The following is a 15,628-nucleotide window of genomic DNA, read 5'->3' on the forward strand; positions in this document are numbered from 1 at the left end:
TTATTGTTGTTGGGTTTGTTTAATATGCGCAATCAAACCGTCCGACGCTTCTTCGATAAGATCCAACACCAGCTCAAAGCCGCGCTTGCCGCCATAATATGGATCAGGTACTTCCTTATCGTCTGCATTTGCAAAATCAAGAAACAGCTTAATTTTATCGTGGTACTGGCTAGGCGACATACCGTGCAAATTAGCAAGGTTGCTGTTATCCATGGCAAGAATGAAATCAAATCGCTCAAAGTCGCTTTCATCCACACGTCGGCATTTTAGCCCTTTGAAACTGTAGCCTCGTTCTACGCCTGCGGCTTGCGAACGCTTATCGGGCGGGTTACCAATGTGATAGCCGTGGGTTCCCGCTGAGTCAATTTCAATATTTAATCCGGCTTGTGCAGCCTTGTGTTTGAACACGGCTTCTGCGGTTGGAGAACGACAAATATTACCCAAACACACGAACAACACCGATGTAGATTGTTTCATTCAAAATCCTATTTCAACACAGTGACGGAGCGTGACTAAACTTTATGCCTAGTTTCACGTATGATACGCCGTCAGAAAAATTGTGGAGTTAGTATGACCGCACATGTACTTATGCTAAGTAGCTCACGCCAAGGCGACGAGACTTACTTAGAGCACGCTAGAGCGCTTATTTTTGCACACTTAGGCGAAATTCGCGACCTTCTATTTGTTCCTTACGCCGCCGTCACTCAAACGTACGATAGCTATGTAGACGCCGTTGCTACCGCCCTGCCAGAGTGCAAGGTTACTGGGCTACATTCCGTTGAAGATCCGGTTGCTGCTGTAAATAACGCAAAGAAAAACGGCCAAGCCATTGTTGTAGGCGGTGGAAACACCTTTCACCTGCTTTCTACTCTTTATGCAAACGCGCTTATTGTGCCAATAAAGCACGCCATCGCCGATTGTACTCCTTATATTGGCTGGAGTGCGGGTTCGAATATTTGTGGTCAATCAATTAGAACCACTAACGACATGCCCATTATCGAGCCGCCGAGTTTTGATGCACTAGATATCGTGCCGTTTCAGTTAAACCCACATTACACCGATTATCAGCCGCCGGGTCACAATGGCGAAACCCGCGACCAACGTTTGGCAGAGTTCACTACGCTTAATCCAACCACACCAGTAGTTGCTATTCGCGAAGGCACAGCGCTGCGCCTTACTAATAATCAACTTAGCCTAGTGGGTGAAAAAGACGGCTTTATCTTTCTAGGTGAAGAAAAAACGCCAATCAGTTCAGGTGATGATTTAACTTATTTGCTTGATAGCGGCGAATAGTGCCTCATCATTAGGCGTTACTTGGTAGGGAATTTCTGCCAGTAGCGGCTCGGGTAACATGGCTTTAAGAGAATGAATATTTTCTTGGTACCGCGTCATGTTACCTGTGATGTCGTTCGCAACCCATCCTTTAATGGTAAGTCCATCAGCACGAATTGCTTCTGCGGTTAGTAGCGCATGATTCAAACAACCTAAGCGCATGCCTACAACTAAAATCACATCCATTTTGAGTGTTTTCACGACATCAGAAAGATAGTAAGTGGGCGTATACTCATCACCTACCGTTAGCGGTAAACGCCACCCACCTGCACCTTCCATTAACAGAAGATCGGGTTGATAGGCGTGCAGTTCATCAAGCCCTCTAGCTATTTCGTCAAACGTTAACGCCACGCCTTCTTCAAGGGCAGCAATATGTGGCGCAATAGCCGGCTTTAGTGCAATTGGGTTTATTTGATGCAAAGGAAGTGTCTGTCCACTTTCTTCGTTGTTTTCATTTGCGCTTTTTAGCTGGTTATTATCTGTAATTCTAATGGCTTTATTTGCGCGTATTTTGGAGCACGCTTTCTGAATATTTAGCGCATCTTCGTTAACCCACTCGCCGTTTATCTGTTCGCATCCGGCCGCAATAGGCTTGTAGCCGATGGCGCTTAACGAGGCTTTTTGCGCAGCTTGTAGTAGTTGGCAGGTGACATAGGTTTTACCTACCTCGGTGTCGGTACCGGTAATGAAATACTGCTTCATCGTTTTTCCAATCTAAAATGACTCACGCGGTAGGTAAGCGGTAACTTACTTTCTACACCGCTCATATTGCTGTAAGCCATGGCTAATTTTTTAATATCTCGACGGGTTAGCGGCGGTTGTTTTTGGCCGGTCTCTCCTGCCCCCACCCCTTTCACAGAGCGCAATAGCGACATAATATCGCAGTGAGTATCGACATAGTCCTTGGTAATCACCCGTTGCAAAGCAAGGGCCGACTGCTTAAAGCCATTTACCCATTGTGCGGTTGTTGGCATATAGGTTTCGGCCTGTGGAAGCTGCGCTACTTTGCGCGCCGTTTTAAGCTCACTAAATGAACCCGCCACCATAATCGCCAGCTCGGCAATACCACTCTTTTCAAGCACTCGCGCTATCTCATTAGCAACAATCCCAGTATCGCTAACCCACTGAAGCGCCATAGATGAAAATACGGTTGAAAATTGGCTATCACAGAAAGGCAAATCAACAGCACTACCTTCCACGAAAATGGGGTCAGAGTACATTTTTCTGGCCTGCGCTAACATGCCCTCGGCAATGTCTACGCCAGTTGCGGCTGCACCTTTATTTGCAAGGGTTTGGGTATGAATGCCAGTACCACAGCCGATATCAAGAACCGTACCCTGTAAGTCTATCGGTAAGTTCGCTAATGCCTGCTTAGCAATAATGCGCTGAACACCCGCAATACTGTTGTACTGCACAGCCGCTTTTGAAAAACGATGTGCCACGTCCTGCTCATTAATTGTTGAAGCAGTACCATTACGCTCAGCTTTTGCAGCGCCTTTAATTGTTATAGAGCCTTCAGCTGTAATATAGCCCTCAGTTTTTGCCTTCTCCTCGGCATGCATATTGGCCGAAGCTTTGGAGGAGCAATCAGAAGGGTAAGCACTTTTAACTGTGAGAGCCCCTTCAGCGTTGGTCGCACTTTTAAAATCGAGAGGTGCCTCGGACGAAAAAACCCCGTTTGCCTTAAAAGCCGCCTGCGCCGCGTCACGCGACAGCTTACCGTCGAAGAGACTTCTCGATTCTGCCGACATAGCAGCTTTTATAGCGGGACTTAGTGACATCGTTACATCTCTTTTTTACTTACAGAGTCAGGAGTATTCACAGCGCTGTCTGATTCTTTTTCTACTGAAGTCTCACTTAACAGAAAGTTATTAAGTGAAAGCTCTAGGGCATCAAGCAATACGTCAATATCCTGTGATGAATGATTTGACGTAAGCGTAATACGCAGCCTGTCTTGGTTTTTCGGTACAGTAGGCTGCCTGATAGCCGTTGCCCAAATGCCGCGCTGTTTTAGCCCGTCACTTAGTGCAACTGCACGTTCTGGGCTACCAACGATAATAGGCTGAATCGCGCTTTGCGATTGCCCCAAAGTGATTTCAATTGGTGCTTTGTCTTTCTCGCTTGAATTGAGTGTCTGTCCAAAACGCTTTTGAAACGAGTCTCTGAAATAGGCGATATTGTTATGCAGCGTTTCGCGGCGGGCAGTATCACTGGCGATATGTGTAAGAGAGTACAACGTCGCGACCGCTTGTGCTGGTGGCATGGCAGTGGAATACACATAATGTTTAGAAAAATTCACCAGATAATCAATTAGGGTTTGGCTTCCTGCAATAAAGGCGCCGGCCGTGCCCACTGCTTTGCCAAATGTTCCCATAACAATAGGCGCTTGTTGCTGGCTTAAGTTTAGTGCTTCTGCTGTGCCAAAACCGTTTTCACCCAATACACCCATACCGTGTGCATCGTCTAACATGAACCATGCATTATATTTAGCGGCCAGTTCAGCGATACCTTCGCAAGGCGCTACGTCACCGTCCATACTAAACACACCTTCACTGGCAATCAGAATGTCTTGCTGGTTTGCATCAGAATTACCAACCGCATCGGATAACTGGCTGTGACAAACGTTTGATAGCACGCTCTCTAAATGACTTAGATCGTTATGCTTGAAACGGCGAAGCTTAGCGCTGTCAGATACACATTGCGCACCCTCTAAAAACGAAGCGTGCATGAGCTTGTCGGCAATAATATGACCCGCACTCGCGCTTTTATTGGAATGAGACATGTGAGGAAAAAGTGCCATGCACAGTGCCTGATTGGCGGCAAAGCCAGAGTTAAACAACAGCGCAGCTTCTCGGTTTAACCCATCGGCAATGTAGGCTTCTAGCGCCAAATGAGCCTGTGTGTGCCCAGTTACCAAAGGCGATGCACCACTGCCACCACCAAATTGCGCTAGCCCCTCAACCCAACTTTGCAATACACCCTCATGCTGGCGCATGCCTAGGTAGTCATTGCTTGAAAAGTTAAGATAGTGCTCACCGTTAATACAAATAATGTTGTCTTTTTCGTATTGTTGGCAGTGGCGCTGGCGCAGCAAGCCTTGCTCGGCACGCGCGCTCAGCGAATCGTCTAACCAGTGAAAGGCCATTACGCCTCCGTTAAATGCTGTTTCTTTGGCGCTACCTTAGGCTTGGTTGCATCAATAAACAAGTCGTTACTGTCGTCGGCTTGTTCTTGTTGCTGGGCAATTTCTTCTTCTAACACTCGTTGATGTGCTTCGTCTGAGTAATCCCTTGTACGCTCAGTATTAATACCAAGCTTTTTGAACAGCATTACATCTTCATGGGTATCTGGATTTGACGTGGTTAACAGCTTGCAGCCATAGAAAATAGAGTTCGCGCCTGCCATAAAACAAAGGGCCTGCATTTGTTCGTTCATTGCTTCGCGGCCTGCCGACAAGCGCACATGTGACTTAGGCATCATAATACGAGCAACGGCAATAGTGCGGATAAACTCAAAATAGTCCAAGTCTTCTACGCTATCGAGTGGCGTACCTTTTACCTTGACCAACATGTTAATAGGTACACTTTGAGGCTGCTCAGGAAGGTTTGCTAATTGCACTAACATACTAGCGCGATCGCTCACCGTTTCCCCCATACCAACAATTCCCCCAGAGCAAACGTTCATACCTGCAGCACGCACGTTCTCTAACGTATTCAATCGGTCTTGGTAAGTACGGGTCGTGATAATATCGCCGTAGTATTCCGGAGAGGTATCAAGGTTGTGATTATAATAATCAAGGCCCGCTTGCTTTAAGGCCACAGCTTGATCGCGGGTTAACATACCCAGCGTCATGCAGGTTTCTAAGCCTAAGCTTTTCACCTCTTCAACCATTTTTAAAATGTAAGGCATGTCTCTGTCGCGCGGGTTTCGCCAAGCAGCCCCCATACAAAAACGGGTTGAGCCTACATGCTTTGCTTCTTTCGCACGCTGGATGACTTTTTCAATTTCTAGCAGGCGCTCTTTCTCTAGGCCCGTATCATACCGAGCACTTTGCGGGCAGTACTTACAGTCTTCAGGACAAGCACCGGTTTTAATCGACAAAAGCGTGCTAACCTGCACTTCATTCGGATTAAAATGCTGCCTATGCACCACTTGGGCATTAAACAGTAAATCGTTAAATGGCATGGCAAACAAAGCTTCGACTTCGGCTTTGGTCCAATCGTTTCGAATAGTTGTCGTTTGCGCAGAAGGCGCACTAGCCAGCGTCATTGACTGTCCTTTACTAATTATTATTGCTGGCTTAGTCTATGCCCCAATATCGAGTTGTCAACTCTGACCAATTTAAAACATTTACTAACGGTTAATTTGTGAACAATATAGAATTTGATAAACAACACATTTGGCACCCTTATACCTCGGCGGTTAATCCCCTTCCCTGCTATGAAGTAGTTGGTGCAAAAGGCGCTGAACTTACCTTGGCCACAAGTGAAGTGCTAGTAGATGGCATGTCTAGCTGGTGGGCAGCTATTCACGGTTACAACCATCCTGTACTCAACGATGCTGCGCACAAGCAAATTGACGCATTTTCTCACGTTATGTTTGGCGGTATTACCCACCAGCCGGCGGTAGATTTGTGTAAATCGTTACTGAACATGGTGCCGGCAGGTTTAGAGCGTGTATTTTTAGCAGACTCTGGCTCAGTGTCTGTTGAAGTTGCGATAAAGATGGCGATTCAGTATTGGGCGTGTCAGGGGCGCTCAGAGAAGTCACGCATTGTCGCGCCGCGCAATGGCTACCATGGCGACACGTTCGCTGCAATGAGCGTGTGCGATCCCGTTAACGGCATGCATAGTTTATTTGAGGGTGTACTAAGCAAGCAGATTTTTGCGCCCGCTCCTCAAACTCGCTTTGGCCAAACGTTTAGCGAAGATGACATTCTTCCACTTGAAGAGATTTTTGAAAAGCATCACCACACGATGGCAGCCCTTATCCTAGAACCTGTTGTTCAAGGCGCAGGCGGCATGCGTATTTATCACCCCGAATACTTAAAGCGCTGCCGACAGCTTTGCGATACCTACGACGTACTTTTGATTTGCGATGAAATTGCCACTGGCTTCGGCCGTACAGGTAAGCTCTTCGCTTGTGAGCATGCAGGTATTTCGCCTGACATCATGTGTTTGGGTAAAGCGATTACGGGTGGTTATATGACACTGGCCGCGACCTTGTGTACCGAAGACGTGGCTTTAGGGGTTTGCCAAGGGGAGCCTGGCGTATTTATGCACGGCCCCACATACATGGGCAACCCGTTAGCCTGCGCGGTGGCCAATGCCAGTCTGTCGCTAATTAACGAAAATCATTGGCAGCAACAAGTTCCTGCTATTGAGAAACAATTACAAGCCGAATTGGCAAAATGTGCAGACTTGCCGAGAGTCGCTGACGTAAGGGTGTTAGGTGCTATAGGGGTAGTCGAGACGGTAAATCCCGTCAATGTTGCCGAAATTCAACGCCATTTTGTGAAACATGGCGTGTGGATACGGCCATTCGGGAAATTGGTATACATTATGCCTCCGTACATTATATCTTCCGAGCAGTTAAGTAAGCTGACCCATGCAATTTACACCGCCTTGAAATAGTGTGTGAGATTGTTACGCTAACTATCTTCTTGGGTGAAATATGAGTTTTGAACCACCAGTTGACGTCAATTGGCCCGAGGGTTGATGTTAGTTTTGTTATAGAGTGAACATTCAACTCTAAAGCGGGTCACTAATTAGATCATTAATGCAGAGTGTTTATAGCGAGATTTGAATGATAGTACGTGTTTTAGATAAAGTTGTATTTGCAGTCTTGTTTATCATTACACTTCAAGTCCCCATCTTGGCGGATCATTATCGTCAATACCTCAATGGTTATTATGATGCACTGAGAGATGAAGTTTCTAGTTCGTCAGCGCTCGCCAAGCAGCATGGTTTTTCTTCGGTTGAAGCCATGCTTGAAAGCTTACAGAAAAACAGTGAGCCAGTTGTGCGAGAGAATGCCTCGATGAAAGCCACACGCTTCGCCCAGATCACCACTTTAGAGCAAGGCATGAGGAAGCTAGAGCACGGTCATTACTTCGAAAAGCTTGTGTTTATGGCCTCGCCTTCTCAATATGGTACGCTCAAGCGCGTGTTAGATAATTTCAGCCCCTCTGTCCCACTAACGCCTTCGTCAATTGTGTTCAGCCTTGTTACCGCTATCTTACTTAATCTGTTAATTTGGACGCCACACTTCTGCTATTGTCAGGTTAAGAAAATTAAAAATAAACCCAAACGCTACGCTTATAAATAGCACTTGGGTTTATCTTGTTAATACGTGGTTTATTATTTTTTTAAAAAGCCACTTCTACCAGTCCCACCAAACCAACACATTAGATCTTAATGAGCTGCATGGCTTTGGTATTTCATTGCCTGAGATTTCAAGGCGTTATACACGGCATGCACTAGAATCGCTCGGGCCTCTCTCTATCCGTCAGCCGGCTTAGCTATTTTTTTCGTATAGCTTTTCCTCGTTTTCTTTTCATCTCTTTTCCTCGCTCTCTTTCTCGCTCTAGTGAGCCTCAACAGTCGCGATCCGCATTTAGGCACACTTGGCGTGTTCTAAGTCATCATCTAGTAAGAGTTGGCATCTTTGCTGCAACACTTATTAAGAGTGTGTGTTGAGATGTTGCTGAATTTACACTACGCCTATCAAAGTAAACACTTAATACCTTTGATAAACAGCAACTTAAACACAAAAAGCTATACAGGAGATATTATTATGCCAACAGATGCGCAATTATTAATCGGGAAAGTGTTGCAAATAAAAGACAAAATTATTGCAAAACGTCACTGTATTCCAAGCGACCTAAAAGCGGAATGGAACACGCTTAATGAGCAAACTGCGTGTTTTGAAAGTGAGGCGCTTTATAGAAGTGCTGTGAAGGGCCAGGAAATGAATAAGCACATTGATTATTCAGGTTCGGTGAAAGAGCTTTCTCAATTAGTAAAACAACTTAAAACGCTAAATAAAAAGGTTAACGTTACACGAGTTCATCACTAATACCTGCATGACACGCCACGGTTATGGCTATTTTAAGTTTCGTTAAGTGGGTATTTATCCTCGCGGACTAGTGGTGTGAGGCCTCAAGCATTCTCCGTGCCTCAGGCCTAAGCAAAAATTCGTGTTACTTTTTCTTTTTAAGGAATACTAATGTTCTTACTTTACGCGTGCCATAGCTGGCAAGCCTTAGAAAGTCTTCGCGGGCAACCGGAATGTGTTGATACTCGACAGGCTGCCCCTCACTCGCATCTGGATCGTGCAGATAATAGCAATGAGAATCGCAGCTAGTCACCGCAACCCAATGGGGAACCTTTTTCTTATCGAACGCGTATGTGCTGATTAAGCACAATACTGCCCCGCCAGCTTTAAGGGTTTGGTCGATAACATCAACTCGCCAGTCAGAGATTTCAACAGAAATGCCTTTCCTACGTGCCTCTGCCATAAACTGCGACTCAACATTTTCGACTATCGCTTTCTTGTTAGTATCTCTAACGCCATCAACAAAAAGCGGGACATCCTGATTGATGACCACTTTCGCTGCATAACCTTCGTTTACCGCGGCGAGCGCTAATCCAACCGGGTGGCAACCGCCATGACCTGACATCATAAATATCGTGGTAGCAGTACGCCACAACGATAGTTCTTTTTCTTGGGTCATTTCATAGCGATTGTTCAATGCACACATTGCCATCATTAATGCTGATGGACCGCAGGTAAAATCAGTCGTCTGTTGGTACCACGGATAAACCTCTGGCTTAACTGACTTACTCGGCACCAACACTTTTTGCATACGTAATGCGTCAGTGTGATCGTCGTAGTAATCGGTATACATACCAAACTGACTAAACCCTAATTTTTTATACAGAGCAATGGCGCCGGCATTACCTACTGCCACTTCTAGGCGCATAAATCGCTTTCCCCGCAAAAGTGCCCGCTCCCCCAAGCTATTTATGAGCTTTTCAGCAACGCCAAGCCCTCTCGCCTCAGGCAAGACTGCGATAGAATACAGTCTAGTGAGCTGCGTTCCACGACGCAGCAGCAACAGTCCATAGCCAACAATGCTATTTACACTCGGCTTATTTTTGTCGAGGTTAGAACTTGAAGCCGACGGCTCACGCTCGGCCACAATAAGCTCTGCGTGCTGGGCATCAATGTAAAATTTGAAACGACTTTTACTTAGCCTGTCGGTGGTGAAACAAGTTTGCTCAATGTGCTGAAGCGAAGCAAGATCGTGTAATGTCGCAACGCGTAGCACTACACTCGACTGCGTAGAAGGCACACCGGCACCATTTGTCGATTTAGTATTAGATGCGCCCTCAGCTAGACCATATGCACGATTTGCGCTTTCCTGTGGACTTGCATTATTCACTTCAATTACTCGCTCAGCCGATGTAATCATCGCCCTCTTTGCTCCAACCTGTCAGCAAATTCCTGCATAATTAATTCGTACAGTTCTTTGCCTAAATATTTGTCTTCAACACCCGAGTCGATACTTGGGTTGTCGTTCACTTCAATAACATAAACTGCACTGCCGGTTTGCTTGATGTCTACACCATACAAGCCGTCACCCACCGCTTTAGCGGCCTTGATAGCAGCTTGTAACACCGGCTTAGGTACTTCAAATGTTGGCATTGTGGCAAATCCACCCGAAGAGAATCGGTCTCCCTGATGGTTGTATATCTGCCAATGGTTGCGCACCATAAAGTATTGGCAAGCGTAAATAGGTTTGCCACCTAATACACCAATTCGCCAGTCGAATTCAGTGAATATATATTCCTGAACCAAAACAAGTGCCGATTCAGCCAGCATTTGTTCTAAGCGCGTTTTTAACGCTTCTTTATTTTCAGCTTTATGCACGCCGCGGGAAAACGAGCTTTCTGGCAGTTTTAAAACAAGCGGCAAACCAAAGTCAGCTATGAGTTTTTCGCATACTTCATCAGTAGCGCTCGATACAAACGTCGCTTTCGGCGCTGGCACTTTTTGATAAGCAAACGCATCTTGCAGGTACACTTTGTTACAGCAGCGCAGAATTGACTGCGTGTCGTCCATAACCACAATGCCTTCTCGCTCTGCGGCACGCGCTAAACGGTAAGTATGATGGTCAATCGCCGTCGTTTCACGAATGAACAATGCATCATAGTGACCCAATTCTTCTTGCGACAGGCGACTTACCACATCTGCGCGAAAGCCCACTTTTTCAGCTGCTTTCACAAAGTTTTTAATGGCGCGTTCATCGCTAGGCGGCGTGCTCTCTTCAGGGTTAACCAAAATGGCCATGTCCCAACGAGTACGCTTGCTCGTTTTACCAGCCTTCCACTGTATTTTGGTATGTGCTTCTAATTGCTCAATGAAACGCGCTTGTTGCTTGGCGTTTAAGTCCTTAAACGCTTTTGCCTGTACGCTTGCAAAGCCTTCAATTTGTACTCTACCCGTGGCTTTAGGCGACACTTTCGTATCGGTAACTGTTGGGCTTAACACCAAAACAGGGTACGGGTATTTTTCAAACGCTTGGCGCGCCAAACGCTTAAAGCGCTGATCTTTCACTTCGCCGAAAAGTACTAATATAGGCTCATCAGTAATTTCCGTATTGTCTTGAGATACCGACAAAGAGAAGACGATGCGATCGATACTTTTCTCTTCCGCCATGCGTAAATCGTTAATGGTATTTACAGAAGGCAATACAGAGTGATTACGTGCCTGAGCCAAAAGTGAACAATAGTACCCTTCGCTTAAGTAACGCGTAGTATCACAAATGTTGATAACGCGTGTTTTGGGCTCGTTCAACTTTGGAAACTCAGCAAGATAATCTTGAAAAGTCAGCACGGTTAAAGCTGTGTTACAAAAAGGAGTAACATCATCAGTAACAATCAGTGTATTGTGCATGTAATTCGCTTCTAAATAGTGTGTTGTCAGTTACAATTATTACTGTGTTTGTTCAATTTACAAACACGATTAAAGTAGCGCTGAGTTTACGCTTTACTCATCATTTGCATAGCATTATCAGCACGGCTTTTTTTCATCGTTAAGACAACAAAAACTAATGTGCATTTGAATAGATTGAAACGACTTTTGTTTATTGAGTTTGCCTATACATTGAAGTAAGCAAACAAGATACGAATGGTTTAAGGAGTACGTATGTTATTAGCCAGCTTGGCTATTTTAATCGGATTACCGGTTTTGCTTTGGAGCGCAGGGAAGTTTGTAGGTGGTGCCGCATCGGTAGCCAATCATTTCGGTGTTTCCCCCTTGCTCATCGGTATGCTCATTATTGGGTTTGGTACATCGGCCCCTGAAATCATCGTTTCAGTGTTTGCAGCTATTCAAGGCAACTCTGGCATAGCGCTGGGCAACGCCTATGGCTCTAATATCGCCAATATCCTGTTAATCCTTGGCCTTACCGCAATCATTAGTCCTATTGCGGTTAAATCAGAAATCATTAAGAAAGAGCTGCCTGTTTTACTTGGCATCACCTTCTTTGCCGCATGGCAGGTGTGGGACTTAAATATCTCGAAAGACGACGCATTCTCTTTGTTAGGACTGTTTGTGCTTCTGCTTTCTTGGAGTATTTATCACGGCATGAAAGGCGACAAAGACGCCCTCGCCGACGAATACGATGAAGAGATTAATAGCAACGAAGGTACAGTAAAAACCCACGTAATGTGGTTGATTGCGGGGCTTTTATTGCTAGTTGCAAGCTCGCGTATGCTGGTATGGGGCGCGGTAGAAGTCGCCACCTTCTTCGGTGTTAGCGATACTATTATCGGGTTGACGGTTATCGCAATTGGTACATCGTTACCAGAACTTGCATCATCGCTAATGGCGGTGAAGAAAGGCGAACACGATTTAGCCATTGGTAACGTGATCGGATCTAACATGTTCAACACCTTGGCGGTAGTGGGCATTGCAGGCACCATTCAGCCAATGGCTGTAGGTTCTGAGTTTTTATACCGCGACGTTATGGTGATGTTCGCATCAACCATTGCCCTATTCATTTTCTGTATTGGCATTAAGCGCCAAGGACGTTTAAACCGTCTGGAGGGCGGAGCATTTGTGCTGGCCTACGCGGCCTATACGTACTGGCTTATCCAAGCAGCTTTTATTTAAGTTATTGCCGCAAGCCTTGTAAATAATAACGCTTATTATGCATCGCTCACTTGATGGGAAGCTCACAGCAAACCCATCAAGTGACATAAACACCGTTTGCCGAAAGCGCTACTTACAAGGCTTTGTTATTTCTCCTTGAGTTATATTTTTGTCGTGCACTGCATGTAGAGCGCTTTCTCTATTTACAGGCCCAGTGTGGTAGCCAGCGTGATTAGGCTTATCGCCGCAATAGCAAATAGAATGAATAGGTTTATGCCAAAGCTATCGCTTTGACGACGATTTCTTCTGGCACGCATAATTATGCTAACCAAACTCACGATCAAACATACCTGCAGCATGATGGTCATGGCCGACAAATGACTTTCAGACCAACTGGTATCGCCTTTTATTCCCCAGTACTGCTGCACGCCACTGATAAAGTCAGGGCGCGCATAGTGAAACAGTATGAGTACGACAACCATGCCAACCCAGCCAACAATGTTTAACCCAAGCATCACCTTATAAAAAGGCGTTTTAGAACGGGGCGTTGAACGTCGCTCTGCAAGTTGCTCGTAAGTCATAGAACTTCTCTCATTTTCGGCATCGTTAGAACGGTCAGCGTCACTTTGCGTAGCACTCGGTTCTTGTGCTTGCTGAGACACTGGCGTGTTCGAATCATTTTTATTTCCCATTTGTCACTCTGTTCTCTGGCATCCCGCTTTATGTTGGGTATACTAGCGTGCTATTGGATTGTATTTCATTGGTTATTTTTACATCACCAAGTCATGTTTCGATCTGTATTTTGCTTATATTTGGCACCAAGCGAATTGCGAAATGCCTATTTGAAAAGCGAAAAGCTAATACAGATTCTAGTAAGTTATCGGCATGGCAATCCAAAAACATTGACTATAAAGCAAATTTTAGTGCATTTTTACATCCACAGTTTAATGCACTGTGTTGTTGAAAATGACTCAATAGTAAGCAACAACATAAAATTAGTAAGACGGAGAAATTAACATGACGCATGCGCCCGTAGTTGACGTACTTAAAGGTAAGTACGCCGTTGGCGAATCGGTAACCGTAAAGGGTTGGGTAAGAACACGCCGCGACTCTAAAGCGGGGTTATCATTTATTGCACTACACGACGGTAGTTGCTTCGATCCTGTACAAGTTATTGCGCTAAATTCTCTGTCAAATTATGCCGATATCCAGCGCTTAACAGCAGGCTGCTCATTATCGGTTACCGGTACAGTGAAAGAGTCTCAGGGCCAAGGCCAAGCCGTTGAAATTGACGCGACTGACGTTGAAGTTTTGGGTTGGGTAGAAAACCCTGATACCTACCCAATGGCCGCTAAACGTCACAGCATTGAGTACCTTCGCGAATATGCGCACCTTCGCCCACGCACTAACGTTATCGGCGCGGTAACCCGTGTTCGCAACTGTTTGTCTCAGGCGATTCACCGCTTTTTCCATGAGAAAGGTTACTTCTGGATCTCTACGCCTATTCTAACGGCAAGCGATACGGAAGGTGCAGGTGAAATGTTCCGCGTATCAACCCTTGATATGATGAACCTTCCACGCGACGACAAAGGTAATGTTGACTATTCAGAAGATTTCTTCGGCAAAGAAACCTACCTTACGGTATCAGGTCAGCTTAACGTTGAAACTTACTGTACAGCTATGTCTAAGGTGTACACCTTCGGCCCTACGTTCCGTGCAGAGAACTCAAACACATCTCGTCACCTCGCCGAGTTTTGGATGATTGAGCCTGAAGTGGCGTTTGCTGAATTGAAAGACGTAGCACAACTAGCTGAAGACATGCTGAAGTATGTATGTAAGGCCGTGCTTGAAGAACTGCCTGACGACATGGCGTTCTTTGCTCAGCGTATTAAGAAAGACGCCATTGAGCGTTTAGAAAAGTTAGTAAGCTCTGACTTTGTTCGCATGGACTACACTGACGCTATCGAAATACTGCAAAACTGCGGCAAAGAATTCGAATTCCCTGTTGAATGGGGTATCGATTTATCTTCTGAGCACGAACGCTATCTTGCAGAAGAGCACGTTGGTGCGCCAATTATCATGCAAAACTACCCGAAAGATATTAAAGCGTTCTACATGCGCATTAACGACGACGGTAAAACAGTTGCAGCAATGGATGTACTTGCGCCGGGTATCGGTGAAATCATCGGTGGTTCACAGCGTGAAGAACGCCTAGACGTTTTCGATGCTCGCCTTGACGAAATGGGCCTATCGAAAGAAGACTACGCGTGGTACCGCGACCTTCGCCGCTACGGCACCGTACCTCACTCAGGTTTCGGTCTTGGTTTCGAGCGTCTTGTAGCATACGTAACTGGCATGCAAAACGTACGTGATGTGATCCCATTCCCACGTACACCGGGCAACGCTAGCTTTTAAGCAGTTGTTCGATAGATTTAAAAGCCCGCATGTAGATTGCTACATGCGGGCTTTTTTACTTCTTGAACCGTTATAGTCAGTAGCGTGGTTAAATCCTTTTCTAACTCAGAAATATCTTCCTCCTGTTCCTTAGTAAGTTGCGCTTCACCATTTTCAAGCTCATTTTCCGTTACGTTTTCTATGCTTATTAAAGGGTTAGCACTTTCACTACTAAATTCAGAGAGTAGCCCAACTGCCTAGCTAAAACTCCTAACTGCAGCGCCACGCCCCGTGTCCATGCTAGTCTTGCCAATGTGGTAGAGGTGGCAAACCGATAGTGTTTTGGATGCCAAAACCGCACAACGCCAAGCGGCTTCAATAGCAGTAAGAAAAACAGATAGAAAATAATAAGAAGCATACCACCCCAAAAGCATGCTGGTTGCTAAAAAATAACATCGCTGAACAAAGGTAATACTCATCCAAAAACGCAAAAAAACAACACGCCTTTTCAGGAATAAACGACCTACCTGCTTCTTAGTTTTTCCATATACACTACGAAGTTCGTTTGCTATTTCCATCACTTAATCGTCGATTATTTTTTTACTGCCGACATTCCGCATCAAATTCAGGAATAAATCTCTTGGTATAATGTGCCAAGTACATCAATGATCACCTGCTGGCGCTCCTGTTTGTCTGTGATTACGGGGGGAGAGTCACCAATACTGACTTCGTGGATCCCACT

Annotated in this window: 15 protein-coding genes; 6 read left to right on the forward strand and 9 right to left on the reverse strand. The window is 45.6% G+C overall.

Annotation, left to right across the window (positions count from 1 at the left end; all coding sequences use genetic code 11):
* The gene (locus WA381_RS13545; protein ID WP_014948910.1) at positions 1-477 is read right to left on the reverse strand and encodes a low molecular weight protein-tyrosine-phosphatase; all 477 of its coding nucleotides are present in this window, start codon (positions 475-477) and stop codon (positions 1-3) included.
* A 93-nt stretch (positions 478-570) separates the two neighbouring features.
* Here WA381_RS13545 and pepE point away from each other — a divergent pair, with 93 nt between their 5' ends.
* Positions 571-1,293, forward strand: a complete 723-nt coding sequence (pepE, locus tag WA381_RS13550) for a dipeptidase PepE (RefSeq protein WP_014948909.1) — start codon at positions 571-573, stop codon at positions 1,291-1,293.
* Here the strand turns inward: pepE and bioD are convergent.
* From bioD to bioB, 4 genes are read right to left on the reverse strand one after another with little or no spacing between them, the layout of a single operon-like run.
* Positions 1,264-2,034: a dethiobiotin synthase gene (gene bioD, locus WA381_RS13555; protein ID WP_156086156.1), complete on the reverse strand. Its 771-nt coding sequence runs from the start codon at positions 2,032-2,034 to the stop codon at positions 1,264-1,266. The two genes, pepE and bioD, sit on opposite strands and share 30 nt — an antisense overlap.
* Entirely contained in the window at positions 2,031-3,113 is a 1,083-nt protein-coding gene (locus WA381_RS13560; RefSeq protein ID WP_014948907.1) for a methyltransferase, read from the reverse strand. Before WA381_RS13560 ends, bioD begins: the two co-directional genes overlap by 4 nt.
* Before the next feature lie 2 nt (positions 3,114-3,115).
* A complete protein-coding gene (locus tag WA381_RS13565; RefSeq protein WP_156086155.1) occupies positions 3,116-4,477 on the reverse strand; it encodes an aminotransferase class I/II-fold pyridoxal phosphate-dependent enzyme in 1,362 nt (453 codons plus the stop codon).
* Positions 4,477-5,601: a biotin synthase BioB gene (gene bioB / locus WA381_RS13570; RefSeq protein ID WP_156086154.1), complete on the reverse strand. Its 1,125-nt coding sequence runs from the start codon at positions 5,599-5,601 to the stop codon at positions 4,477-4,479. Before bioB ends, WA381_RS13565 begins: the two co-directional genes overlap by 1 nt.
* A gap of 98 nt (positions 5,602-5,699) precedes the next feature.
* Between bioB and bioA the strand changes: the two genes are divergently transcribed.
* The 3 genes from bioA (at position 5,700) to WA381_RS13585 (ending at position 8,409) form a co-directional block, all read left to right on the forward strand.
* Positions 5,700-6,965: an adenosylmethionine--8-amino-7-oxononanoate transaminase gene (bioA, locus tag WA381_RS13575; RefSeq protein ID WP_014948904.1), complete on the forward strand. Its 1,266-nt coding sequence runs from the start codon at positions 5,700-5,702 to the stop codon at positions 6,963-6,965.
* A 172-nt stretch (positions 6,966-7,137) separates the two neighbouring features.
* Positions 7,138-7,659 (forward strand): DUF2937 family protein, encoded by a 522-nt coding sequence (locus WA381_RS13580; protein ID WP_014948903.1) that lies wholly within the window; start codon positions 7,138-7,140, stop codon positions 7,657-7,659.
* 468 nt (positions 7,660-8,127) lie between these two features.
* Positions 8,128-8,409: a hypothetical protein gene (locus WA381_RS13585; protein WP_039233500.1), complete on the forward strand. Its 282-nt coding sequence runs from the start codon at positions 8,128-8,130 to the stop codon at positions 8,407-8,409.
* Positions 8,410-8,533: 124 nt separating this feature from the next.
* Here WA381_RS13585 and WA381_RS13590 read toward each other — a convergent pair whose 3' ends face one another.
* The gene (locus WA381_RS13590; RefSeq protein WP_156086153.1) at positions 8,534-9,808 is read right to left on the reverse strand and encodes a GNAT family N-acetyltransferase/peptidase C39 family protein; all 1,275 of its coding nucleotides are present in this window, start codon (positions 9,806-9,808) and stop codon (positions 8,534-8,536) included.
* Positions 9,805-11,292 carry a RimK family protein gene (locus WA381_RS13595; RefSeq protein WP_156086152.1) on the reverse strand — a complete coding sequence of 496 codons (1,488 nt, stop codon included), beginning with the start codon at positions 11,290-11,292 and terminating at the stop codon, positions 9,805-9,807. Before WA381_RS13595 ends, WA381_RS13590 begins: the two co-directional genes overlap by 4 nt.
* A gap of 252 nt (positions 11,293-11,544) precedes the next feature.
* Here WA381_RS13595 and WA381_RS13600 point away from each other — a divergent pair, with 252 nt between their 5' ends.
* Positions 11,545-12,513 (forward strand): calcium/sodium antiporter, encoded by a 969-nt coding sequence (locus WA381_RS13600; protein ID WP_014948899.1) that lies wholly within the window; start codon positions 11,545-11,547, stop codon positions 12,511-12,513.
* 182 nt (positions 12,514-12,695) lie between these two features.
* On the opposite strand, the gene WA381_RS13605 is transcribed toward WA381_RS13600, so the two are convergent.
* Entirely contained in the window at positions 12,696-13,184 is a 489-nt protein-coding gene (locus WA381_RS13605) for a hypothetical protein (RefSeq protein WP_156086151.1), read from the reverse strand.
* A gap of 325 nt (positions 13,185-13,509) precedes the next feature.
* Between WA381_RS13605 and asnS the strand changes: the two genes are divergently transcribed.
* On the forward strand, positions 13,510-14,907 hold the full coding sequence (asnS, locus tag WA381_RS13610; RefSeq protein WP_014948897.1) for an asparagine--tRNA ligase: 1,398 nt from the start codon (positions 13,510-13,512) through the stop codon (positions 14,905-14,907).
* A 187-nt stretch (positions 14,908-15,094) separates the two neighbouring features.
* On the opposite strand, the gene WA381_RS13615 is transcribed toward asnS, so the two are convergent.
* Positions 15,095-15,304 (reverse strand): hypothetical protein, encoded by a 210-nt coding sequence (locus WA381_RS13615; protein ID WP_231506447.1) that lies wholly within the window; start codon positions 15,302-15,304, stop codon positions 15,095-15,097.
* Positions 15,305-15,628: the final 324 nt, after the last annotated feature.

Origin of the sequence: Alteromonas sp. CH_MED4-4, from assembly GCF_037029575.1 — a bacterium.
Taxonomy (GTDB): Bacteria; Pseudomonadota; Gammaproteobacteria; order Enterobacterales; family Alteromonadaceae; genus Alteromonas; species Alteromonas macleodii.

Coding starts and splice junctions, on each gene's coding strand:
- WA381_RS13545 (WP_014948910.1), bottom strand. CDS start 477: ATGAAACAATCTACATCGGTGTTGTTCGTGTGTTTGGGTAATATTTGT.
- pepE (WP_014948909.1), top strand. CDS start 571: ATGACCGCACATGTACTTATGCTAAGTAGCTCACGCCAAGGCGACGAG.
- bioD (WP_156086156.1), bottom strand. CDS start 2,034: ATGAAGCAGTATTTCATTACCGGTACCGACACCGAGGTAGGTAAAACC.
- WA381_RS13560 (WP_014948907.1), bottom strand. CDS start 3,113: ATGTCACTAAGTCCCGCTATAAAAGCTGCTATGTCGGCAGAATCGAGA.
- WA381_RS13565 (WP_156086155.1), bottom strand. CDS start 4,477: ATGGCCTTTCACTGGTTAGACGATTCGCTGAGCGCGCGTGCCGAGCAA.
- bioB (WP_156086154.1), bottom strand. CDS start 5,601: ATGACGCTGGCTAGTGCGCCTTCTGCGCAAACGACAACTATTCGAAAC.
- WA381_RS13580 (WP_014948903.1), top strand. CDS start 7,138: ATGATAGTACGTGTTTTAGATAAAGTTGTATTTGCAGTCTTGTTTATC.
- WA381_RS13585 (WP_039233500.1), top strand. CDS start 8,128: ATGCCAACAGATGCGCAATTATTAATCGGGAAAGTGTTGCAAATAAAA.
- WA381_RS13590 (WP_156086153.1), bottom strand. CDS start 9,808: ATGATTACATCGGCTGAGCGAGTAATTGAAGTGAATAATGCAAGTCCA.
- WA381_RS13595 (WP_156086152.1), bottom strand. CDS start 11,292: ATGCACAATACACTGATTGTTACTGATGATGTTACTCCTTTTTGTAAC.
- WA381_RS13600 (WP_014948899.1), top strand. CDS start 11,545: ATGTTATTAGCCAGCTTGGCTATTTTAATCGGATTACCGGTTTTGCTT.
- WA381_RS13605 (WP_156086151.1), bottom strand. CDS start 13,184: ATGGGAAATAAAAATGATTCGAACACGCCAGTGTCTCAGCAAGCACAA.
- asnS (WP_014948897.1), top strand. CDS start 13,510: ATGACGCATGCGCCCGTAGTTGACGTACTTAAAGGTAAGTACGCCGTT.
- WA381_RS13615 (WP_231506447.1), bottom strand. CDS start 15,304: ATGCTTCTTATTATTTTCTATCTGTTTTTCTTACTGCTATTGAAGCCG.